Here is a 22978-nt window from a genome sequence, read left to right on the forward strand (position 1 = left end):
CCTCCCTAACATGGAAAACGACTTAAAACTAAAGCTAGAACAGCTGCATCAAAGGCTTGATTCCTTAAAAGAGCAGATCAATACTGAAGAGGCAACCAAGAATGCTTTTGTAATGCCCTTTATACAAATCATTGGCTACGACATTTTCAATCCTACAGAAGTAATCCCTGAATTTATTTGTGATATCGGCTCCAAAAAAGGAGAAAAGATCGATTATGTCATCATGAAAGAAGGTGAGCCGGTATTAATTATAGAATGTAAACATTGGAAAGAGAACGTAGATGCTCATAATTCACAACTCCACCGCTATTACCATGTTTCTAAATCCAGGTTCGGGGTTCTCACCAACGGCCAGGTGTACAACTTTTACGCCGATCTCGAACGTCCTAATATCATGGATGACAAGCCATTTTTCACGTTAGACCTTGGCAACATTAAAGAAGCCCATATCAGGATATTAGAAAATTTTACCAAGAAAAGTTATAACCTCGAAAGTATTTTAGATTCTGCCGAAGCTTTGAAGTATATCAATGCGATTAGGGGAGAATTTGAAAAGGAACTGCAAACTCCAACTGATGATTTTATCAAGCTATTAGTAAGTAAGTTTTTCAACAGGCCCTTAACAGCTTCCCGCCTAGTTGCTTTTCGGGAATATACCAAGAAAGCGCTTTCCAACTCGATTAACGAATCGATAAGTTTCAGGCTAAAGAACGCATTAAGCATTAATGAAAAAATTCCGTCAAAGCAGGAATCAGAAGATCTACAGTCGATCGATGACAATGCCGATAGCCCCAAAATCATTACTACTGAAGAAGAGAAGGAGGCCGCACAAATTATCAAAGCGATATTGAGGGAATTGCTTCCTGCTGCGAGAATTGCTTTCAGGGATACACAATCGTATTTCGGCATCTTATTAGATGATAACAACCGTAAACCTTTGGCAAGATTACATTTCAACCATTCCAAAAAATACCTCGAATTATTCCATAATGGAAAAGACAATGGCGAAAAGATGGCCCTAGAAACCTTGGAAGATATTTATAATTATAAAAAAGAGTTGCTTGTGGCTGCTAATAATTATATACAGGTCACTGTTACACAAGATTGACCTAATTCGAAATTTAAATATGCTTATTTATATTACTTATATGCTATATCATGATAGAAAATCTAAAAAAACTTCTTAACGAAGAACAAGATCCCAAAGCTGTTGAAAAAATCATGGGTAAACTAAATGGATTATTGATGAAGGGTGAGGAGGTAACTTATATAGCAGTGCAGAAAAAACCGGCAATAAACCTTTCTCCCGACTGCGTAGCGCTAACTAATAAAAGGATAATTTTCTGTCGCCCGAAAACTCTTGGGCTAACCATGGAATTTCAAGATTATGTTTGGAAAGATGTATTTGATTGCCATATGAGAGAAGGCATTTTAGGCGCTGTATTCTCCATTAAAACCATTACTGGATTCGTAAATAGAATGGACTTTCTTCCCAAAATGCAAGCCAGGAAATTATATACTATGGCACAGGAACAGGAAGAGATTCAAAAAGAAATCAGGCGCCAACTGGCACTCGAAGAAAAGCGTGCCGCTGCGGGAAATGTAATGGTTAATGCGAATGTACCGAATACGCCCGATACTAATGGTCTTAATTCAATAAAGGAAGATCCGGCGCAAACACTACAAAAATTAAAATCATTGCTGGATAACCAGCTAATAACAGAGGACGAATATAATGCTAAGAAAGCGGAGATACTATCGAGGATTTGATTTAGAAGAGTAGTCTAATTATCAGAGACTGTAAAATAAACTGTGTCAAAGACTAAAAAAACAAGATCTTTAACACAGTTTTTTTTATGGAACAAAAAGGAAAATTTGACTACGAAGAACTCAAACGGAAGACCTTAGAGCAACTCCGCTCTGGTAAGTCCCTGTTTGGCAAAGATGGGGCTTTCGCACCTCTTCTGAAAGATATTCTCGAAGCTGCACTGGAGGGCGAGATGGAGGTTCATTTAGATGATGAGCAACGGGCAAATGGGAACCGGAAGAATGGCAAAAACCGAAAACGGCTTAAAACAGCAGATGGTACTATCGATCTGGAGACACCCCGTGACCGGGCAAGCAGCTTTGAACCACAGATCATCAAAAAGCGGGAGACCATTCTGGCAGAGAGCCTGGAGAGTAAAATCATCGGTATGTATGGGCATGGCATGAGCTTACGGGACATCTCAGCTCATATCAAAGATATGTACGATACAGAGATTTCAGCTGCGACATTATCTTCCATAACCGATAAAGTTATCCCTCTGGTCAAAGAATGGCAGGCCCGTCCTTTGGAGCCACTGTATTGCATTGTCTGGCTGGACGCCATGTTTTATAAAGTCAAAGAAGAAGGCAAAGTAGTTAACCGTTGTGTTTATAATATCCTTGGTATAAATACCGATGGACGCAAAGAGCTATTAGGCATGTATGTCTCGGAGAGCGAGGGAGCTAACTTCTGGCTGAGTGTCCTGGCCAATCTTCAGCAACGGGGGTATCTGATATACTTATTGCCTGTATCGATAATTTGAAGGGATTTTCCGAGGCTATTGCCACGATATTCCCCTCTACAGCGGTACAAACCTGTGTCGTACATCAAATCCGCAATTCTATCAGGTACATAGCCAGTAAGGACCAGAAGCCATTTATGGCCGATTTAAAACCGGTTTATCAGGCGGTGAGCAAGGAAGAAGCAGAGTCGCAGCTGGATCAACTGGACGAAAAATGGGGAAAGAAATATCCAGTTGTTATAGACTCCTGGCGCCGGAACTGGGATAAGCTCACTACGTATTTCCAATATTCTGAGGCCATCCGCAGGTTGATCTACACCACTAATACTATCGAGGGGTTCCATCGCCAGGTGCGTAAAGTGACCAAAACCAAAGGAGCCTTTACCTCCGATATGGCCTTGCTGAAATTAATTTACCTGGCTGCCCAGAACATCCAGAAGAAATGGACACAGCCCCTTCAAAACTGGAGTCTGACTGTGTCTCAGCTGTCAATTATATTTGGGGATCGACTGAAATTGCGATTATAAATTAAATGTTGACACAGTTTATTTTACACTCCCAATTATCATCGAAAAACAGGTCGTGCATTCTTTTGCCGGCCTGTAAAATCTCTAACGAAAGCGATCTGTTTAACCGAACCGGATAAAGCTTTATATCTCATCCCCATCACCCAAAGCCCTCCGAATAATCTGCTGCTTATTCTTCCTTTCCGACTTCCGATGTTGCGCTTTCTTTTCTGCCGTTGACTTATCCTTATCCGTATGAAACTTCATCATATTCCAAGATAACGAAGACCCTTTCTTGATCATCAAACCGTTTAATGGGCAATCAGCTCTCCCGCAATCATGTTTTGAATATGTACCGAAGTTGCGATGTTTAATATTCTTATCGGACAAAATTTTTTGTTGATTGGCGACAATATCCTTCCAAAATTGACGGAACTCCACTTCGCTCAATTCATCTCCTAAAGTTGAAACAGCAAAATAGGTATCCGGATCTTTCAATTGTAAGAACTCGAAAGTTTTGTACAAGGTTTTATTAGCATAATCGCGTACCCGGATCTTTTCTTCTAGGCTCAATTGTTCATGCTCAATTAGAGAGCGATACAAACCCAATGAGTTAAAATCTTTATATTTCTTATGATTATCAATGATTTGATAATACTCATCTACAGTGCATTGATTAAATGGCTTTCCTATCTCCATATAGACTCAAAATTAACGTTCAGACAGACCAAGTTAATTTAATACGTTTATCGCAATTTTCCGAATAAAAATTAGTTGACGTAGTTAGATAAATAATACACCTGTTTTATCCAGCGAAATCTTTGAGACCAATTATCCATATCACATACCAGTTCCTTTCTATTTAATTGATTAAGTGACTGGTTTGGGGAAAGGTTCTCCTTTAAGTCCTGTAATTTTTCTATTGCTATTAGACCCATCGCGTTCAATGAATGAACGATCACGGTATACTTCTTCATCTCATCTTTATCTTCACATTGTTCCCTCACGGATTTATTCAAATTATTAACATCGGATAAAAAATTACATTTCAGCTTTTCTATATCCTGGTAACGGTTAGGGATCGTATAAACGCCATTCAGATTATCTTTATAAACATCGAATGCATCATTTGTCAATTGCATCAATCCGGCCAACGGTAGCAACATATCTAGAATAACTTGTGTAGGATAATGATCTAGAATGGAACAGTATAACAATATTGAATGATAGCTTTTGTAATAAGTTATTTCATACAGCTCTTTCTCGGAAATATTGGCATCAAACTGTTTCAAAGAAGCCTTTTGCCACCTGAATACTTGCTCTAACTGTTGAATTACAAAAGAAGGATCCGGAACTTCTGACAAAATCTTAAGATAAAGTTGATGTGCCATTTTATCAATTTTGTCACCCGGTTTATAATCGTATGGATATGAAGTAAAACTCTTTATATCTTCTATACCCAATATTTTATCATCAAACATATCATCGTACAACGGCGCAAAGAGACTAAGTAGCCCGATCCGTTCATATTCATCCTTGTTAAGCGAATTGCCCGTCAATCGATAAACGTTCTCACAGATCAAGTTCAATCCCAACTGCCAATATTTTATCGTGCGGCAAACAGCTTTCTCATTACCAACGAGATATTCTTTGAAGTTTATATCCTTGAGGATAACCGCGACTTGCTTGCGTAAATATTTTTCTTGCCGCTTGATCCTAAAATATAAACTTCCTAAAAGTATCGTGGTTTTATACAGGCTAATAGGTGTAGGCTTAATCTTTTTCATCTCTAACGCTGGAATCAATCCTACTAAATTAAGAATTTCGAAAAGAAAAACTAGGAACCATAAGGAAAGTAATACAAAAGGGGTATATCATTTCATGACATACCCCTTTTTATGTTATCTTCGAATGACCTGAAAGACAGCCAATAGTAGCTTCATCGCATCAATTCTATTTCAATTTTTTCTTGATAAATTTTGCTAAATATTTACCCGCTTTAGCATAGCCTTCGGCAATCCTTGAGCCTGAATCAAAATGCCCTTGAAAACCTTTCATTTTGTCCATCTTGATTTTGCATAAGACTTTCTTGGGGTTTTCTGCTTCGTAAAATGTTACGATTAACGTCACCAACGCCGGTTTTGCTTTGACGCCAACATTAAATCCAACTTCGATAAACTCCGTTTCAACATGCATCATGTATCTTGCATCCAAATCTTCCCCGACCTTGATATCGCTATATTCAGAAAATAACTGCTCAAATTTAGGTTGATATTTCTCGCTTTTGTCTCCTTGCCATGCTTTTTCCCATTCATCACCACTACCTGCATCTTTTTTCTCTTTTTCGGCTTTCTTACGCTTGATATAATTAGCCTCACTTCCATCTTTTCCCACTTTTAATTATCATAACTAAATTCAATCTTGAGGTCATTTACATCACGTAAAAAGTTGACATTTCCTTTTAGTATATCTTGTGCTTGTAGATTGGAGCTAGCAAATATGGCAACAAGTATTGACAATAGGGCTAGAGTTTTCTTCATTTTAGTTAGGTTTTATTTTGCTTGCAATGATAGAAAAATATATCAATGTCAATACATTATATTAATATATCATTGACTTGTTTGAAATCATAAATTTCTCATGAATAATCCGTAACTTATTTATTCAATTCTACGAATCATGAAAACAATATTATCCTTTTTAATCCTAATCTGTGGCAGCGTTTCGGCCACCTTCGCACAAGATCAACCTACCGGGGCTTGGCAATCTAAATCCGGTGATACGATCCGTAGCATGATCGTCACACCAGGATATTTTACGATCGCCATTTACACACCGGGCCAATTTATCTCTACCTACGGCGGCACCTGGCAAGCCGACACTCCTGACGACGTAAAATTTAACATTGAATTTAACGCTACGGATAAATCGCAGGTTGGGAAAACACTTAACCTCTCTGCGGATTTTAGCACGACTAGCATGGTACTATATGAGCCCGACGGGGCACGCACCTGGGAACGCACCGATTACGGCGACGGTGTTATGCCCGGGTACTGGCAAATAACGGGACGGGAACAAAATGGTAAAATGAACAATATGCCGGCCAGGGCCCGGAAAACGGTTAAGATTCTGTCTGGTAAGCGATTTCAATGGATTGCGATGAACACGGAGACGGGGGAGTTTTTCGGTTCAGGGGGAGGTACTTATTCCTTTGAAAATGGCCAATACACGGAAAATATCGAATTTTTCTCCCGTGATAATAGCAGGGTAGGAGCATCGCTCTCTTTTAACGGCTCCCTAAATGGTAATGAATGGGATCATAGCGGCAAAAGCTCTAAAGGTGATCCAATCCACGAAATCTGGACGAGAACGTATTAGTATTTACTTATATACCCTTACAGATTTGTATCGCTTTCCAGGAATGCGCTAACTTTGGAAGCATACATTTTGTAAGGGTATTTTATTGAGGCTACCTTCCAAACATATTATCCAAGCATTTCAACGGAAACTACTGTCCTGGTATTTCCTTCATGGCAGGAAATTCCCTTGGCGGGAAATTCAACTCGATCCCTACCGCGCCATCATTGCCGAAATATTATTACAGCGTACCAAGGCCGAAACGGTTAGCAAGGTCTACTTGGAGTTTCTACGGAAATTCCCGAGCTGGAAATCGATTGTTGACACGGATATCAAGCAATTGGAATCCGTACTGACTCCCTTGGGCTTATACAGGCAAAGAGCTAGGGGATTAAAAGCGCTTGCTGAAAAAATGATTGATACTAAGGGGATTTTGCCCCAGAACAGGGATGAACTAATGCAACTCCCGATGATGGGTCAATACCTGGCCAATGCAGTTGAGCTTGTTCTATGGAATAAGCCATCTCCCTTACTGGATGTGAATATGGCCCGATTACTAGAGCGCTATTTCAAGAAACGAAAATTAGCAGATATACGCCATGATCCTTATCTACAAAAACTGTCATCCGCGATCGTAAACACCCCTAACGCACTTGAAATGAATTGGGCTGTACTGGACTTTGCTGCACTGGTTTGCAAGGCGGTAAAGCCGGAATGCGAAATTTGTATCCTGAACGAGGATTGTAAATACTATAAAAACAGTGTCAAAGACAAATAAATTACCTGTTAGATTTTACAATATGTTCACATACCGGCAAATGTAGTTGCTCCATTTCATGCAATACAATTTGGGCAATTAACCTTGCTCCCAACTCATTAAAATGAGTATTATCAACTTTCCCTTTAGGGTAGTTCGGATGTTCGCCCACTTTTAATTGTAAAAATAAAAGCTTGGAATTTTCTTCTCCCATAGACTGGTATAACTCCCGGCTCTTGGCGTCCAAATCGATACATGGCACTTTCATGGCTGTTGCTACTTCCTTTACAACAGGCGTATAAGCAGCATGGGTTTCTATTGCCATTCCGGTCGAATCGAACCTACGCCTGGAAACGGGTGTTAGCAGGACCGGATGAGCTCCTTTAGAAAGCGTTTCCTTAACATATTTCTCCAATAACTCTTTATAGGCGACCGGATCTGTATATCTATCCGGACGATTCTTCGCGGCATCATTATGGCCGAATTGAATCATTACGTAATCACCGGGTTTCAACGCATCAACCACGGGCTGCCAGCGGTTTTCCGCGATGAACGAACGGGTGCTCCTACCGTTCTTGGCCCGGTTATCAACCGTAACCGTGGAATCGAAGAAATATTTAAAAGGCATGCCCCATCCTGTCTCGGGGTAAGCGCCGGTAACTTTTATCGACATAGTAGAATCACCTATCAAATAAATAGTGATATTTTCCTGTTCTTGTACACCTTGTATAATACAGGTCGATAACAGGATTTGTAATAGAAATTGTTTTAACATATGTGGAATTTGACATACAAGCTATAAAAAATTGTCAACATCTAATAACGAAAAAGTGTTCCGCTTAAAGGCAGAACACTTTTCGGGAAACTACGAAAATTCCACTAAAGTAGTTTCCTTTTACAGACGATCTGCATTATAATTGAGAGACCACTATCTCCTTATTCAAGTTATCAAAGACCACTACTTTTACCTGGCAATGCGGCGCAACATTAAATCCGCCTGTTGGATCGAATTTTGAAATAGGGTTTAAGAAAGCAATCTGTTGAGGCGCCAATTTCATTTTTTTACCATCAACATTTATCCCGTCCAGGCTTTGATCAAAACCATGTAATACCAATGCAACGTGTTTAAAATTGCTTGAATATTCTCCTGAAACAGTTCCAAATTTAATTTCATCGGCAGCTGGATCATACTTTATTTCCCTTTTATAGAAAACGCCATTTTCATAATCATACGTATTCCCATCGTCTTCATAATACACGAACGTATTTGCTTCCGTCCCTTTGTAAACATGTACCACCAGCGTGTCGGTCGGCTGTTCAGCAGTGTTTTGTATCAATGATTGCATCGGGATAATACTGGAACCTTTTACATATACCGGGAGCTGGTGATAATTTAATGGAATTATTTTCTCTGTATCACCATTTTCCGGGGCATCTGTATAAAAATTGTACCAGGTACCTACAGGAAAATATACGCTGCCGTAATCCTTACCACTTTCAAATGGCATGATCAAAAATGCATGGCCGTACTCGTATTCATTTTGATAACGGGTATCGTATATTTTTGATTCATGTGGCTGATCGATTGCCAAGCTACGCATGACCGGCATTCCGTCTTGCGTAGATTCGTACATACTGCTATACAGGTATGGCAACAATCGGTAGCGGAGATTAATATAATTCCGGTTTACTTCCAAGGATTCCTCCCCGTAAGCCCAAGGTTCACTGGACTTAGTATTAACTCCCGTATGGTTACGGAAATAAGGGATGAAGGCACCTATCTGCATCCATCTTGTATATAAACCTACACTCGGATTTCCTGTAAATCCCCCTACATCCATACCGGTAAAGCTTACACCGCTCATTCCCAAGCTATTCATCAAACGTATCCCTAACAACATATGATCATCTTCAGCGCGATTATCCCCGGTCCATAAAGCTGCATAACGTTGTAGCCCTGCATAACCAGCGCGGGTCAGGATAAAAGGACGGGTTTTCATAGCGGCGCGGGTTCCCTCATAGCTTGCTTTAATCATATTGAGCCCATAAATATTGTGAGCTTGCTGGTGCGTAGTTTTCTTTCCTTCAAAATCAAATAAAACGTTGTTGGGCATGGTTTGTCCCCAGGTGGCGATCTCGTTCATATCATTCCAAAAACCGCATATACCTTCGTTCACGAAGCGTTTCATTTGTTCTTTCCACCAATCACGGCCTTTTTCGCCAGTAAAATCGGGGAAGTGGCACCAGCCCGGCCAAACTTGACCTGTATAATATTGCCCGTCGGAGTACTTAATAAAAATATCCTCTTTCTTACCACTTTCATAAGCCGGGTAACCCGCTTCCACTTTAATTCCCGGATCTACGATCAGGGTTGTTTTAAAACCCATGTCTTTTAACTTTCGTACCATGGCTGCCGGATCAGGGAAACGCTCTTTATTCCATGTAAAAAGTTTATATGCATCCATATAATGGATATCCAGCGTGATGCCATCGGCCGGGATATGTTTTTCCCTTAATGTTTGTGCAATTCGCAACACTTCCGTATCAGGATAATAACTATACCTGTTCTGCTGGTATCCTAAGCTCCAAAGTGGCGGCATATGCATCCTTCCGGTTAAATCAGTATAACTCTTGATGATCCCTGGCATATTTGCATGGTAGATAAAATAATAATTCATTTCTCCTCCCAACGCACCGAAACTTGAAAAACGGTTATTGCTAGCGCCGAAATTAAATGTGCTCCGGTAACTATTGTCGAAGAAGACTCCATAATTCAAGCCATGATGAATGCCTATATAAAAAGGGATAGTCGAATACAGCGGATCTTGCGAAGTTGAATAACCGAATACATCTGAGTTCCAGTTTACATAAGCATTCCCGGTTCTATCCAGGTTACCCGTTTTCTCTCCCAAGCCTAAAAAACGTTCCCCTTCTTGCATCTTTTTGTAAGTAGTTACCTCGGTACCGATCCAACTGGTGGTAAGCCCCTTTTCATCTTGGTTTATCACCTCGCCGGATAGTGTATAAAAAGTAATGGAATACGGCTTCTTTTGAATAACAACCTTTAACGAGTCCGTTAGTATTTGCAGGTTAACATCGTCTTGGCTGACCTTCACATTTCCGGGTTTGGGTTTGGCAATTACGGCATATGAAAAATCGCTCCCCAGTTGCTGTTGATCCATCCTAACCCTCACGATATTGGGACTATAAACTGAAATATTTATGAAAGCATTTTCAGTACGAATATCTATCGAACTTTCTTTCACTGAGACCCCGGTTACATCACCTGTATTTTTAACTACCTGCTGCGCCTTGGTAACAGGAGCTAGCAAACAAAGTCCTATCAAACAATAAAAAAATTGATACTTCATACGAATTTGTTGATTTTGAACATGCAATAAAATCCCTAGCAGGTCAATTTACATTGCCTGCAAAGTTGTAGGGGAAGGGAAAGGCCGCTGTACTGGCACGGCCTTTCCCTTGATCACGATGTTTGTTTACATTTAGAACCTAATTAGCGTAGCCCTCGTTTTGATTCAAATTGGGGTTTACAGCTAAATCGTTGTTTGGAATAGGGAAGAGCAAGGCTTTGGGATCATCACTAGGTTTGAGTTGCCAAGGTTGTAAGAATTTACCGAAACGGATCAGGTCTTGCCTGCGCCATCCTTCCCAGTATAATTCACGCCCCCTTTCATCTAAAATATCATCTAACGTAACATCCGCGAGCGGGGAAGCATTCCTCTTCACCCTTATATCATTTACGATAGCCAGGGCGCCGGCTTGATTCAAGCGCAACAAAGCTTCCGCCTTCATCAACAATACATCGGCGTAACGCAAAAATACATAGTCATTTTCTGCGCTATTACTATTGCTTCCATTAGGTGTAACCATATCCGGTACATATTTTACCACGCGGATACCTTTCACTTCCAGGTCATTCCCACTTTCGCGTAGCTCCAGGGCTTTTGTAAAGATTAACTTGTTCCCTTTACGATCTTCCAATGCCACGCCATCCTTGTTATATTGTTGACCGATCAAGTAACCAACCTTTGTTCCTGTTAGCTCGGTAAAGCCGGGGTAACTTCCACCTAACCTGGTATCAGTAGCCTCGTATAAGTCATAGAAATCGCCAACTGTAGCGAAACCGTTCCAGCCGCTAGGCACTTGCGCGTAATGTAAAGTCGGGGCCCAATGGCAGAACACCGCATTACCGCCGCGGGCGGTACTTAAACCGGGTCCATTTTCCTGCGTGAAGATATTTTCGGTAGAGATAATGTTGTTATTATATGCAAAGTTGTCGAAGTAATTGGTGGCAAGTGAATATTTGCCGGTACCGATGATCGCATCTGCATATTGTATTACTTTTTCCATATCAGCAGGATCAAAAGTCGGCGCCTGCCGGTTTGAAATAGCTCCTTTATTCAGGTACAACTTCATCAGCAAAGCCCTTGCTGCATTTTGGCTGGCAGTATATGCAGGTCCTTCCGCAGGCAGATCATTTAATACAGCCTCCAAATCGCCGATAATAAAGTTCGTTGCTTCATCACCAACCAAAACGTTCGGAGGATTTAACAAGTTCGCATTCGGCTCGCGGAAGGGCACTTGGTTCCAACCATCCAATACCGAAAACATAGATAATGCCCGAAGGAACTTTGCTTCCGCTGCCTGTTGCGGTGTTGGATTAAATTCCAGCACGTTAGTAGCATAAAACTGTAGCTGTAACAAGTTCCTAAATGCATTCCCTATCGATACATGATCCGCATCCCAGGTATGTAGTTTCAAGGCTCTCCAGGCGCCATTATCATCCCAGTCGCCACCACGGGTAGGAGCCACGGCTTCGTCGGAAGTCATTTCCTGTAATGCCCAGAAATTACTTTGATCCTGGTAAGGTAGTTGCAAGCCATTATATGCACGTAGTAATAATGACGGTGCAGTAATCACGGAATCAGCTTCATCTTTCGTGATTGTGGAAGCCAGTTTTTCATCAAGCTTGGTACACGACATAGCCGTTGAAGCACAAACCGCGGCAGCTATAATAAATTTATTCAACTTCATGATAATACATTTTAGTAGATGGATGATTAAAGTCTAAAGTTTACACCAACCTGTACGGTTCTAGCTGTTGGATAAGGTCCGTACTCTATACCTAACGAGGTTACTCCATTTAAGCTTTTATCCGTATTTACTTCCGGATCAAAACCACTATATTTAGTGATAATGAATAGGTTTTGTCCCGTTACGAATATGGATGCATTTTTAAACTTGCTCACATCGCCCAGGTTGTAACTAAGGGTTATATTATCCATCTTCAAGAAATTACCGTTTTCAAGGTAACGGGAAGATGTTGCGATTGCATTCGATAAGTTTTCACCATTGCCGATCAGCTTCTTAGCTACGTTGGTATTTCCCAGGCCGTTGATCGGCAATACCGTATTGGCCGTATTATTATATATCTCGTAACCGAAGGCGCCGTGAGCGCTGGCCAGTAATGTCCATTTCTTATAATTCAATTCCGTATTTATACCGAGCAAAGTTTTAGGATTGGGGTTAGATTTCATAAACAAGGCACCGTCATCGGTGTACATTGAAAGGCCGTCTTTATCGAATCCTTCGAAGTTGCGAACATAGAAGGTATTCAAAGGATAATCATTCGCGATCCTTTGAACGGAGGCTCCGGTTACACCCTGCCCGTTGATAGCTCCGGTTAACAGTGGCGCACCGTCATAATTGGTCAATTCATTTTTCAGGAATGTTGCATTTACCCCGACAGCCCAGTTAAAATCATTGCTTTTAACAACTTCTGCCCTAACCACGAACTCAACTCCCTTATTGATAATATTAGCCGGTACATTAATCCAGTAAGTACTGGCAGGGGCAGGAAGGATCGTGGGTAAGTTGAATAGCAGGTTAGTGGTGTTCCTATGGAAATAATCAACGCTACCTGAGATCCTGTAATCCCACAGGTTAAAGTCCAAGCCCACGTTTAATTGCTTGGTACTTTCCCATTTCAGGTCGGGGTTGGCCACATTGTTCAAGCCGGCAGATCCGCTGTTGGTAGTACCATATTGTTCTTGTGAAGCGCCTGCTGGAAATTCCTGGTTACCGGTAATTCCCCATCCGGCGCGCAAAGCGAGGTAGTTGAAGAACTGGTTTCCCTTAAGAAATTCTTCATTACTGGTCACCCATTTAGCTGCAAAAGACGGGAAATAACCGTAGCGGTTGTTTTCACCGAACTTGCTAGAGCCATCTGCACGTAATGTTGCAGTCAATAGATACTTGTCCATCCAGTTAAGGTTCACCCTACCAAATACCGACTGTATTTCACTGGTGGGATTCCTGAATGAATTGATCGAGGTATTTACCTGCGGTGCATCTTGTAAAGCATCTATGTAAGCGATGGCATCCGTTGTGAATGTGTTGGCAGTTAAACCACGGCCTTTATAATCATATTTTTGATATTCATATCCAACTACTGCACCAAGATGCCAGTTAGGATTTAATTGTTTATTGAAGTTTAATGTATGGGTAAACAATTGTGCCGTTAACGTATTAGTAGCATAAAAAGCCTGTCCTTTTCCCAAGATACCGGGAATGTTGATAAAAGATGCTAATTGCGCTTCGCGTTCTCCTACTTGATGGTTGATACTGTAAATAAAACGGTATTCTAAGTTATCGTTGAATTTAAAGTATGGGGAAATGCTTCCCAATATCCCGTTAATATTTACAACATCATCATTTGCAGCCGACATCGCGGCAGGGTTTACGGCAGAACCATCATCCAAAATATTAAAACTACCGTCTGGATTATATAAAGCCCTGGTCGGGTTCCATTGCAGCGCCTGCGTAATTAAACTACCGCGAAAACCCGCATCGTTACTAATAGGAGCCAAGTTTTCCGTGGAGTGACTGGCCAACAACGAATAATCCAATCCTGCGCGGTTATCTATGAAGTTAAAACGGCCGTTCATATTGGCAGTATATTTCTTAAAGCCGGATTTCTTAACGATCCCTTCTTGATCTAAATAGCCAAAAGAAGCGCGGTAGCGGCTAGTTTCGTTACCTCCACTTACAGCAACATTGATATTTTGGGTAATACCGGTACGGGTGATTGCATCCAAAGCATCTACATCGGCGCCGTAATCACCATTGGTTAAGCTATAATCACTCAAAGCTTTGCGGTACTCCGATGCACTTAACACGTCCAGCTTTTTCAACAGGTTACTGAAGCCAACTGAATAATTTACATCTACGGCCGCGGGGCCTGGCACCCCTTGTTTCGTGGTGATCATTACAACCCCATTAGAACCGCGGGAACCGTAAATAGCCGTTGCGGAAGCATCCTTTAAAACTTCCATGGACGCAACATCAAAAGAGTTAATAAAGTTTAAAGGGTTCGAATCGGGAGTAGTTCCAACGGCGCCAGTAAAGGCAGGCTTGGCAGTACGACCATCAAGGGGAACACCATCTACAACATACAAAGGCTGGTTACCGCTTCTCAAGGAAGAATTACCGCGGATACGAACCGTGGTAGCACCACCGGGAGCGCCGCTATTGTTGATCACCATCAAGCCGGCCACTTTACCTTGGATCAATTGATCAGGGGCAGCCAACACGCCTTTATTAAAATCCTTGGCTTTAACAGATGCAACAGATCCCGTTAGATCTTTCTTACGGGCAGTACCGTAACCTACCACAACTACATCGGAGAGGGTCGTATTTTCCAATTCCATATTAACCGTTACCTCCGACTTTCCTTTAACATCAACTTCCAATTTTTTGTAGCCTATAAAGGATACAATCAATGTATTGGCATTGGCCGGAAGGGTAAGTTTGAACGCACCCTTATCGTCCGTACTGGTGCCGGAGGAAGTACCTTTAATTTGAACGGTGGCACCCGGGATGCCGCCACCATTTTCGTCGAGCACCTTGCCGGATAGGGTTCGGCTTTGTGCATTGGCTATGCTTGCTAATAAGAGCCAAAGCGAGCAAAACAAAAACGTCTGTAATAATCGAGTTTTGATCATAACGCAGATTTTAAAACGTGATTTGGAAACGTGGTGTACATATTTCATACGACCACGGTGGACTCAATTTTTTTAATAATTAATGGAATAATGGTAGAAATAGGTTTAGCCCGTTCGGAGGGCTTCATATTTACCATGCGTGGATTTTTTCATCTTTTTTAACTTACGTGGAACAATTACGGACATGGGTAGCCCTTGCGGGTTTCATATCATTATTGCTAATTCATGGAACTTTTAAACAAAATGCATCGATCAGTTTTGTATCAAGCTTTCGTGATTTTGGTTATTACTTCGTTTCTTAATAATTGAAGCAGTATCAAAGAAACTTAGCTTGCAGAAGTTGGCCAACTATTATGAATTTAATATAGAAATTAAAGTAAAAATAGTTCCACTTATGCCAGTTAAAACATTAATAATCAATCATATAAATTTATATTACATAATTTTATATATGACTGATTTAAGGTTAAATTACCGGTGTTTTTAAGTGTAAATTGATACAGTTTTACAGGTTTTCGGGTTAAACTTGGTACGGTCATTATATTAGATTTTGGTAATAGAACGGGTTAAAAAATAACGGAACTTGTAATAGTTCAACGGGCATTTCAATAAAAATAATAACAATGAATTTAAACAATCTAGTTGAGCAATGCTAGTTAATAAAAAAATTAAAAAAGCAATTAGCGGCTTTTAATCTGCATGATTTTCTCTTCAAAGAGATCGTTGGACACGAGCGATTTATTTTTGATCTTGGTTTTATAAGTGTAGATGGTATTCACCGCGTATTCTAAAATCTCAGCTATTTTTTCATTATCAGCAATTCCGAGGCGGATGAGGGCAAAGATCCTAAGATCCGTATTTAGCAATTCATTATCCTTTAGCTTAACCTGGTCTTCTTCATGAAAGAGAGCGTTAAAGTCCTGCACGAAGTTGGGAAAAATTTTTAAAAAGATGCGGTCAAAGTTTTTGAATAACTCTTCGCGTTCCTGTTTAATGTTAATATTATTTACGATGAAAAGCGCTTCAGCATGCTTTTTTTCTGTTAACTTTTGCTCCAGTTGCTTTTTAAACTTTTCAATTTTATGGATATAAGCGGAATTAGTGTGAAAACAGTAGCCGACATACTCGTCTTTAATCTTATTAGCTTCCAGCAATTGGCTATTGATCCGCTGTTGCTCTTGATGGGAGGCCATGAGCTGATTGCGGGTAGCCTTCAGTTTTTCATTCTGTTTAAAGATGATTATTGCAAGGATGATTAATGCAATTAATAACGAGGTGGCAATCACCGAATATATCACGAACTTTTGCTTCTGCGACTCCACGATATTCAACTTCTCACCCTCGATGATCGGTAAAATTGAGCTCACCTGTACCTTCCTTTGGCGGGCTCCATAAAAAGTGGCGTCGCTAATGGCATATTCTACGCAGGTAGAGGCCATTTTTACATTTCCCCTTTTAAAAAGAAGCTCCGAAAGATTAAAGATGGCAGTTGTTTCCTTGGTAGAAGATTTTATATCGGCCATCGCGGCTTGTGCCAAAAGCACGATAGCTTCATCAACCCGGCCCATTTTTATATATATGGTGCTTAACGAAGATGTGGCGATAGCCCTCTCGTGCCAAGTCAAGTCTCTTCTATCTGCCGTTAACTTAAATTGCTCACTTGCCTTTTCTTCATCATTCGATTTCCAATATTTCAACCCGCGGTAATAACCATATTCAAACGAATCTTCTTTACAGTTTTGAATGGCAGAATCAATGTAATAATTACCCTTATTGATATATTGCGGTGCGTAGTAACGATCGGAGCAGTAATCGGCCAAATCGTAGTAAGAGCGAGCTTTTACATAATAATACATCGATTTATCGGCAGCTGGAATATATTGCGTGCGGATTTTATCTAAGCAATCGATTGTTTCGTTGAACATGCCGGAGCTCAACAACACGAAGGCCAACTTGATATTAGCAGTGGCGAGCTTAGCAGGATCATCCATCTCTTGTGCGATCTGACGCATTTTTTGTGCATATACGAAAGCAGAATCGTATTTAAACACCTTGAAGGATTCCCATAAGCGGGAAGATAATTCGAAACGGGTTTCAAGTTCGGTAGCAGCCGTATGAACCAATCGATCCCTTAACTGCGCTATTTCTTTGCGCCTGTTCATGTCATATTTACCAGCCTCTTGGATAGTTATTTGTAAATCCGCCAGGGCTTGGGCAATAGGATTTTGTGCTAATAGGTTCGCGGTTGAAATCAGCACCCAAAACAAGCAAGTAATTAAATGCTTCATAAACGATCGATGAAAGATGGCATTGTTCCTACTGCATTATACGACAATCTTTTATTTGCTGCATATTTTTTTGAAAATAATAACTGTTATGACAATTAATCGTTTGCGCAAAAAAAAGAAGCACCCCCAGGTACAAAACCTGCGAGGTGCTCTCATTTTGACTACTATGGCTGTTCTTACCATTTAAAAAATCATAAAAACAACGACATGGTCTCGCCTTCAGTAGAACGTTTAACTAAAGCTCTTTTTATTATAAAATAATGTGTATTGGAAAACTCTATAACCAAATTACCCTAAAGAAGCATTTCTTTAAGAAACATAGGGTAGCGTAAACTATGACAAACAAAGTGCTTGACCCGCCTACTAGAACGGGTAGTTGTAAGGTGTTTCATATTCAAAGGTGTATTCGGTTGCTCGTTGCTCCCGTTTCCGGTCACTAACGACATTTCATAGGTATTGTATCAGGACAAAACAAATATAATCATTTATTTTAATTTATAATATTTTATTTTATGATTGCGCAAGACATTCTTATACATAACACATTCATTGTCAATTATATAATATCATTTAACTAGAAAAGAATGGGTAGGGAATTATTTTATATACGAAGAGATGGTAAAAGGAACAGAAATAATTTTATTGCTATCGACTTTAATAAGCCACCCCGGTGCTGATTGTTTTCATGCCGCTAATTTTAATTTCGTTATTGATCAGTTCTTCTTCAATATCGTAATCATCTTGTAAGCCTAACCAAAACTTAGCGGAATTTCCAATGTACTTGCTCAACCTTAATGCGGTATCGGTGGTGATACCTCTCTTTCCTTTCATAATTTGTGAAATCCTCGTTTGCGAGATGTATGTTTCCTTTGCAAGCCTATAAGCTGATCGTTAAGGCATATTTATTGATGCCCATTCATTAATATCTTAGCAATATTTGTAAGAATTCTTTTGTTTAGGCACAGGTTTACTGAAACGAGATGTAGTAAAAATGTATGTTAGCATATTTTATCCCTTCACAATCTTATTATAAGAAACGGAAATTCCTTTAATCAGGGAGGAGCTGAACCCCTGGTGTTCCATCTCGTTCAAACCGGCAATGGTGCAACCTTTGGGAGTGGTTACCTTATCGATTTCTTCTTCCGGGTGACGATTTTCCTTGATTAATAATTCGGCGGCGCCTTTTACGGTTTGCGCTGCAATCAGGTTAGCCGTCTTAGCATCGAAACCGATTTCAATTCCCCCCTGTATGTTGGCGCGGATAAAGCGCAGCGCATATGCAATGCCGCAAGCCCCCAAAACGGTAGCGGCATCCATCAGTTTTTCATCTATGCTAACCGTTACTCCGAGCTGGTTAAACATCTCCGTAACGAAATTGATTTGTTCCTGCGTAGCGCCCAGGTGACAAATACAAGTCATCGATTCTTGTATCGCGATGGCGGTATTAGGCATCGCTCTAAAAATGGGTAAGCCATCAACAGTAATTTGATCAAGATCTTGCAAACTCACACCTGTTACTACGCTGATCAGGATATGCTTTCCGGGATCAAAAATCGCTTTCAGATCGGCTAAGACCTCTTTCACATTATACGGTTTTAATGCTACAACGATCACATTAGAAGCAGCGATCGCGGCAGCATTATCGGACTGTACCTGGACGCCTTGAGCTTGCAAATGGGCTAGGGTAGTAGTGTTACGCTTAGTAATAATGATATCGCCCGGATTAGAAAAACCGCTCTTAACAAGTCCTTGAGCAATGGCGGAACCGAGATTCCCACCGCCGATAATAGCTATTTTTTGAAATTCCATAACACTAACTTTATAGGCTTAAAATACATCGTTTTTCATTAGAGTTTTTCTAAAAATACAGATGAGAAGGATTACCGCGGTATAAGTGAGTGACAACGGCGGTTGCGTAGTGTTATTGCTGTCGCTACATAATAATCTACAATGCACATTGTTAAGAATGAAAAACTTGCTTTATTGTTCCATTTTTGTTCGATATTATTATAGACAGCAGGTTTTTTACTTTATATGTTTCCTAAAAATTAACAAGAAGGAAAATTGGCCATTACGGCCACCAATTTGATCGCTCGATCTGGCCTTCCTACTGCTTACTGTATACCCAAGCTACCCTTCGCTATCAACAATGCAAAGTTCCATGGTTCACTTGGCGGGGGGTGAATGTATCATCCTTCGCTTATATCCTTGATCAGGTAAGGAATTCAAGTACCTTTAAAGCATTTTTAGTCGGACAACAATGATAAAAAATAAAGAAATAAGAAAGCCTCCATCGACCTGCATCCAAGCAGATTGAACCAAACAATCTGTGAAATCCTTAAATCATTAAAAAATCCGTGACCTTACATCAGTGATGTGACCTTACATCAGTGAACCGTGACGTGTCCCCAATTCTCACCGTTCTTAATTCTATACAACTGCATTTCGCTGATATCGAATTGGGCAGCGATCTGTTTCATGGTTTTCCGTCCCGGCCTTGCCAACAATTTCTTGATACTTTTCACTTTAGCAACATTCAGTTTCAGTCCTTTAACCTTCTGTTTCTGTTGTTCTTTATAAGCAATTTTGGCGGGGCTATTTTGTTGGTGTTGCTCCATTTCGGCCTTGGTGGCCCACCTGAGATTAGTAGCCTTATTATTCTTCTTATTATGATCGAGGTGAATCACGTATTTCTGCGCGCGGCTTGATTTTTCACAAAACGCTTTCGCCACCTCGCGGTGTAAATATAAAGATTGATAAGTATCCGCAGGTTTGATGTTGAGTACGGTGTACCCTTCTACGGTGGAGCCTTTCAGCAGCTTGCCGTCTTCCATGGAAACCAAGTAACTCATAACTCTTCCCATGTTAGAAACAGCATATTTTTTCCGTAGGGTAGATCGGTGTTTTATCAGCAGATCCTTCCAGGCTTCATTTCTTAAGTTTTTAACTGCGGCCATGCAAATTATATTTTCTGGTTCCGCTCATGGTGTACCCGTATTGCATGACTCTATTTGCAAACAATGTACACTGGCAGGGGTTAATACAGGTTCTTTACATATATATGTTACTACAATCCGCTATCGATTCTTCTCCGCTTTCTTCATTCGAAACATTAACTTCAGCATTGGTTCTCTCAAAAATATATCCTTTATATTGAATCGCGATCTCATCCAAAATCGCTGCTACTTCCGACAGGTTGGCTGCCGATACCAGCTTTCCACGGTATTCCTTGATGCCGGGTAAGCCTTTCAGGTAATTCGCGTAATGGCGGCGCATCTCCAATATACCTACCACGGCGCCTTTCCACTCGACAGACTGTACTACGTGCTGCTTACACACCTTCACGCGATCTTCAATGGAAGGCAACGGAAGATGTTCGCCTGTAGCCATAAAATGCTTGATTTCATTGAATATCCACGGGTAACCGATCGCGGCACGACCGATCATGATACCATCTACACCGTATTTAGCCCTTGCGGCAACAGCCTGTTCCGGTGTCGAGATATCGCCATTCCCGAAAATCGGGATATGAATGCGCGGGTTTTCCTTCACCTTACCGATCAAGGTCCAATCTGCTGAACCTTTATACATTTGCGTTCTCGTGCGCCCGTGAATTGAGAGTGCCTTGATGCCAACATCTTGTAGGCGCTCGGCCACTTCTTCGATATTCTTTGTTTGATCATCCCAGCCGAGACGGGTTTTAACGGTTACCGGTAGCTTCGTTGCTTTTACCACGGCTTCCGTTAGCTTGATCATCTTCGGGATATCTTTGAGAATACCGGCCCCTGCACCTTTGCAGGCCACTTTTTTAACCGGGCAACCGAAGTTGATATCCAGCAAATCGGGGTTGGTAGCCTCTACAATTTGGGCGGCCATAGCCATCGGTTCCTCATCGCCTCCGAAAATTTGGATGCCTATGGGACGTTCGTAATCAAATATATCCAATTTCTTACGGCTCTTGATCGCATCGCGTATCAGGCCTTCGGAAGAAATAAATTCCGTGTACATCAAATCGGCGCCATTTGCTTTACAAACGGCACGGAATGGCGGATCGCTCACATCCTCCATGGGCGCCAGCAACAAGGGAAAATCCCCCAACTCTATATCTCCGATCTTAACCATATAATTCTAATTTAGCGGTTCTACTGCACAATTCACCCGTTCATAAAATCGTATATTGCTGACCGTGAACCGTATAAAATTCCGCATTGCAGGCGGGAAGTATTCCTTGCCTAATGAAAAACACGGTGTAAATTTACGCAAAAAAATATAGAGACAGTTTATGAAAGGGAAACTCAGTCAATTTCCGAGTTCGTTGCAGCTCGCCATCTTGTTAGCCTTATTCGTGGTGCTCAACCTGGTGTACTCACTGGTTTTGATAGGAGTATTCCCTTTAATCAGCGGCGGGATTTCATATGAAAACATCAACAACCTACAAGCCAGCAATACGCAAGCCATCAGCGCTTTAAAAGTTGGGCAGATGTTTTATACATTATTCGCATATTTCCTCCCGGCCCTATTATTTGCCTATTGGGCCAGCCATGAAAAGATCGGCGCTTATTTGAAAATTAACAAAACACCTAATATATCTCAAAGTGCTATAGCAATAGGAATCATGCTATTTGCCTTACCATTGGTCGGGGCCTTAGCGGTTTGGAACCAAGGTTGGCAATTGCCGGAATCGTTGATGAAAGTGGAAGATCAAGCCGAACAATTGACAAAAACCATTTTGGCAACCGATAATATCGGCGGATTGTTATTCAACTTAATAGTGATAGCCGTAGTACCTGCCATCTCCGAAGAGTTTTTATTCCGAGGTGCCATGCAAAACATTTGTCACAAATGGTTTAAAAATGGTTGGGTGGCCGTCATCTTTACCGGAGCGGTATTCAGCGCGATCCACTTCCAGTTCATGGGTTTCATGCCAAGGTTTTTCCTAGGGGTACTACTGGGAGCTATATACTTGGTTAGTAATAACTTATGGCTTTCTATCATAGGCCATTTCATCAATAATGCCCTCGGCGTTATCACGGCGTATCTTATTAATATAGGCCAAGTGAGTAAGGAGATGGAAAATGATGAATTACTGCCCTGGTACATGCTTTTGGCAAGTGCTTTGATAGTTATGGGACTGTTCTTCTTACTGAAACGCCAGGGCCGTAATGGGAACAACAATCGCCAAGATGAAGGCGTTATATCAATAAGTTAAATTTTACAAAATTCAATATATATATGGAAAAAGGTTGGATTAAAGTTTACGAAACCAGGGACCCTTTTAAGGCTGAAATTGTAAAGGGAATGTTGATAGAAAACGGTATAGAAGCTGTAATTGTTAATAAGCAAGATTCGTCCTTTACACAAATGATTCCCGGCTTAGACGAGGTGTATGTTCAAGAAGTTAATGAAACCCTGGCCAAACAGCTTGTCGCTGAAGGCAACCCAACAAATGAAGGTTAGTATGCATAATAATTTCCTAGCATTCATTATTTTACGGCCT

17 protein-coding genes and 2 pseudogenes are annotated in these 22978 nt (G+C 40.9%); 7 read left to right on the forward strand and 12 right to left on the reverse strand.

All coding sequences use genetic code 11. The features are described from left to right. Positions 1-10: 10 nt before the first annotated feature. The 3 genes and pseudogenes from COR50_RS04500 (at position 11) to COR50_RS04510 (ending at position 3076) form a co-directional block, all read left to right on the forward strand. Positions 11-1108 (forward strand): type I restriction endonuclease, encoded by a 1098-nt coding sequence (locus COR50_RS04500; RefSeq protein WP_098192881.1) that lies wholly within the window; start codon positions 11-13, stop codon positions 1106-1108. Positions 1109-1158: 50 nt separating this feature from the next. Continuing rightward, the gene (locus tag COR50_RS04505) at positions 1159-1770 is read left to right on the forward strand and encodes a PH domain-containing protein (protein ID WP_098192882.1); all 612 of its coding nucleotides are present in this window, start codon (positions 1159-1161) and stop codon (positions 1768-1770) included. Between the two features lie 86 nt (positions 1771-1856). Continuing rightward, positions 1857-3076 (forward strand): annotated as a pseudogene (locus COR50_RS04510) (IS256 family transposase). Between the two features lie 123 nt (positions 3077-3199). Here the strand turns inward: COR50_RS04510 and COR50_RS04515 are convergent. The 3 genes from COR50_RS04515 to COR50_RS04525 all read right to left on the reverse strand — a co-directional run bounded on the left by COR50_RS04515 (position 3200) and on the right by COR50_RS04525 (position 5449). Further along, the gene (locus COR50_RS04515; RefSeq protein ID WP_098192883.1) at positions 3200-3754 is read right to left on the reverse strand and encodes a hypothetical protein; all 555 of its coding nucleotides are present in this window, start codon (positions 3752-3754) and stop codon (positions 3200-3202) included. Between the two features lie 71 nt (positions 3755-3825). Continuing rightward, a complete protein-coding gene (locus COR50_RS04520; RefSeq protein ID WP_098192884.1) occupies positions 3826-4842 on the reverse strand; it encodes a class 1 isoprenoid biosynthesis enzyme in 1017 nt (338 codons plus the stop codon). 166 nt (positions 4843-5008) lie between these two features. Beyond that, positions 5009-5449 (reverse strand): hypothetical protein, encoded by a 441-nt coding sequence (locus COR50_RS04525; RefSeq protein WP_098192885.1) that lies wholly within the window; start codon positions 5447-5449, stop codon positions 5009-5011. Between the two features lie 285 nt (positions 5450-5734). Here COR50_RS04525 and COR50_RS04530 point away from each other — a divergent pair, with 285 nt between their 5' ends. Next, positions 5735-6433 (forward strand): membrane or secreted protein, encoded by a 699-nt coding sequence (locus tag COR50_RS04530; RefSeq protein WP_098192886.1) that lies wholly within the window; start codon positions 5735-5737, stop codon positions 6431-6433. A gap of 85 nt (positions 6434-6518) precedes the next feature. Next, the gene (locus COR50_RS04535) at positions 6519-7190 is read left to right on the forward strand and encodes an HhH-GPD family protein (RefSeq protein WP_157760621.1); all 672 of its coding nucleotides are present in this window, start codon (positions 6519-6521) and stop codon (positions 7188-7190) included. Position 7191: 1 nt separating this feature from the next. Here the strand turns inward: COR50_RS04535 and COR50_RS04540 are convergent, their stop codons facing one another. The 9 genes and pseudogenes from COR50_RS04540 to dusB form a co-directional block, all read right to left on the reverse strand. Next, a complete protein-coding gene (locus COR50_RS04540) occupies positions 7192-7944 on the reverse strand; it encodes a rhamnogalacturonan acetylesterase (RefSeq protein WP_098192888.1) in 753 nt (250 codons plus the stop codon). A gap of 136 nt (positions 7945-8080) precedes the next feature. Continuing rightward, a complete protein-coding gene (locus tag COR50_RS04545) occupies positions 8081-10540 on the reverse strand; it encodes a glycoside hydrolase family 31 protein (protein WP_098192889.1) in 2460 nt (819 codons plus the stop codon). 139 nt (positions 10541-10679) lie between these two features. Continuing rightward, positions 10680-12224, reverse strand: coding sequence for a RagB/SusD family nutrient uptake outer membrane protein (locus tag COR50_RS04550; protein ID WP_098192890.1), 1545 nt, complete (start codon positions 12222-12224; stop codon positions 10680-10682). 26 nt (positions 12225-12250) lie between these two features. Further along, positions 12251-15193: a SusC/RagA family TonB-linked outer membrane protein gene (locus COR50_RS04555; protein WP_098192891.1), complete on the reverse strand. Its 2943-nt coding sequence runs from the start codon at positions 15191-15193 to the stop codon at positions 12251-12253. Between the two features lie 680 nt (positions 15194-15873). Beyond that, complete coding sequence (locus COR50_RS04560; protein ID WP_098192892.1) at positions 15874-17481, reverse strand: DUF6377 domain-containing protein; 1608 nt, start codon at positions 17479-17481, stop codon at positions 15874-15876. A 654-nt stretch (positions 17482-18135) separates the two neighbouring features. After that, positions 18136-18357: pseudogene (locus tag COR50_RS04565) on the reverse strand (HigA family addiction module antitoxin); the annotation flags it as partial. A gap of 132 nt (positions 18358-18489) precedes the next feature. Next, the gene (proC, locus tag COR50_RS04570) at positions 18490-19290 is read right to left on the reverse strand and encodes a pyrroline-5-carboxylate reductase (RefSeq protein WP_098192894.1); all 801 of its coding nucleotides are present in this window, start codon (positions 19288-19290) and stop codon (positions 18490-18492) included. Between the two features lie 578 nt (positions 19291-19868). After that, positions 19869-20438 (reverse strand): HNH endonuclease, encoded by a 570-nt coding sequence (locus COR50_RS04575; protein WP_098192895.1) that lies wholly within the window; start codon positions 20436-20438, stop codon positions 19869-19871. 94 nt (positions 20439-20532) lie between these two features. After that, a complete protein-coding gene (gene dusB / locus COR50_RS04580) occupies positions 20533-21603 on the reverse strand; it encodes a tRNA dihydrouridine synthase DusB (RefSeq protein WP_098192896.1) in 1071 nt (356 codons plus the stop codon). Between the two features lie 160 nt (positions 21604-21763). Between dusB and COR50_RS04585 the strand changes: the two genes are divergently transcribed. Together COR50_RS04585 and COR50_RS04590 are read left to right on the forward strand one after the other, a co-directional pair. Then, the gene (locus tag COR50_RS04585) at positions 21764-22690 is read left to right on the forward strand and encodes a CPBP family intramembrane glutamic endopeptidase (protein ID WP_098192897.1); all 927 of its coding nucleotides are present in this window, start codon (positions 21764-21766) and stop codon (positions 22688-22690) included. Positions 22691-22713: 23 nt separating this feature from the next. Next, on the forward strand, positions 22714-22938 hold the full coding sequence (locus COR50_RS04590; protein ID WP_098192898.1) for a putative signal transducing protein: 225 nt from the start codon (positions 22714-22716) through the stop codon (positions 22936-22938). The last annotated feature ends 40 nt before the right edge of the window (positions 22939-22978 follow it).

This window comes from Chitinophaga caeni (genome assembly GCF_002557795.1).
Lineage (GTDB): Bacteria > Bacteroidota > Bacteroidia > Chitinophagales > Chitinophagaceae > Chitinophaga > Chitinophaga caeni.

What these genes read in the sequence shown, in the direction of transcription:
- COR50_RS04500 (WP_098192881.1), top strand. Translation starts at nt 11, where the DNA reads ATGGAAAACGACTTAAAACTAAAGCTAGAACAGCTGCATCAAAGGCTT.
- COR50_RS04505 (WP_098192882.1), top strand. Translation starts at nt 1,159, where the DNA reads ATGATAGAAAATCTAAAAAAACTTCTTAACGAAGAACAAGATCCCAAA.
- COR50_RS04515 (WP_098192883.1), bottom strand. Translation starts at nt 3,754, where the DNA reads ATGGAGATAGGAAAGCCATTTAATCAATGCACTGTAGATGAGTATTAT.
- COR50_RS04520 (WP_098192884.1), bottom strand. Translation starts at nt 4,842, where the DNA reads ATGAAAAAGATTAAGCCTACACCTATTAGCCTGTATAAAACCACGATA.
- COR50_RS04530 (WP_098192886.1), top strand. Translation starts at nt 5,735, where the DNA reads ATGAAAACAATATTATCCTTTTTAATCCTAATCTGTGGCAGCGTTTCG.
- COR50_RS04540 (WP_098192888.1), bottom strand. Translation starts at nt 7,944, where the DNA reads ATGTTAAAACAATTTCTATTACAAATCCTGTTATCGACCTGTATTATA.
- COR50_RS04545 (WP_098192889.1), bottom strand. Translation starts at nt 10,540, where the DNA reads ATGAAGTATCAATTTTTTTATTGTTTGATAGGACTTTGTTTGCTAGCT.
- COR50_RS04550 (WP_098192890.1), bottom strand. Translation starts at nt 12,224, where the DNA reads ATGAAGTTGAATAAATTTATTATAGCTGCCGCGGTTTGTGCTTCAACG.
- COR50_RS04555 (WP_098192891.1), bottom strand. Translation starts at nt 15,193, where the DNA reads ATGATCAAAACTCGATTATTACAGACGTTTTTGTTTTGCTCGCTTTGG.
- COR50_RS04560 (WP_098192892.1), bottom strand. Translation starts at nt 17,481, where the DNA reads ATGAAGCATTTAATTACTTGCTTGTTTTGGGTGCTGATTTCAACCGCG.
- proC (WP_098192894.1), bottom strand. Translation starts at nt 19,290, where the DNA reads ATGGAATTTCAAAAAATAGCTATTATCGGCGGTGGGAATCTCGGTTCC.
- COR50_RS04575 (WP_098192895.1), bottom strand. Translation starts at nt 20,438, where the DNA reads ATGGCCGCAGTTAAAAACTTAAGAAATGAAGCCTGGAAGGATCTGCTG.
- dusB (WP_098192896.1), bottom strand. Translation starts at nt 21,603, where the DNA reads ATGGTTAAGATCGGAGATATAGAGTTGGGGGATTTTCCCTTGTTGCTG.
- COR50_RS04585 (WP_098192897.1), top strand. Translation starts at nt 21,764, where the DNA reads ATGAAAGGGAAACTCAGTCAATTTCCGAGTTCGTTGCAGCTCGCCATC.
- COR50_RS04590 (WP_098192898.1), top strand. Translation starts at nt 22,714, where the DNA reads ATGGAAAAAGGTTGGATTAAAGTTTACGAAACCAGGGACCCTTTTAAG.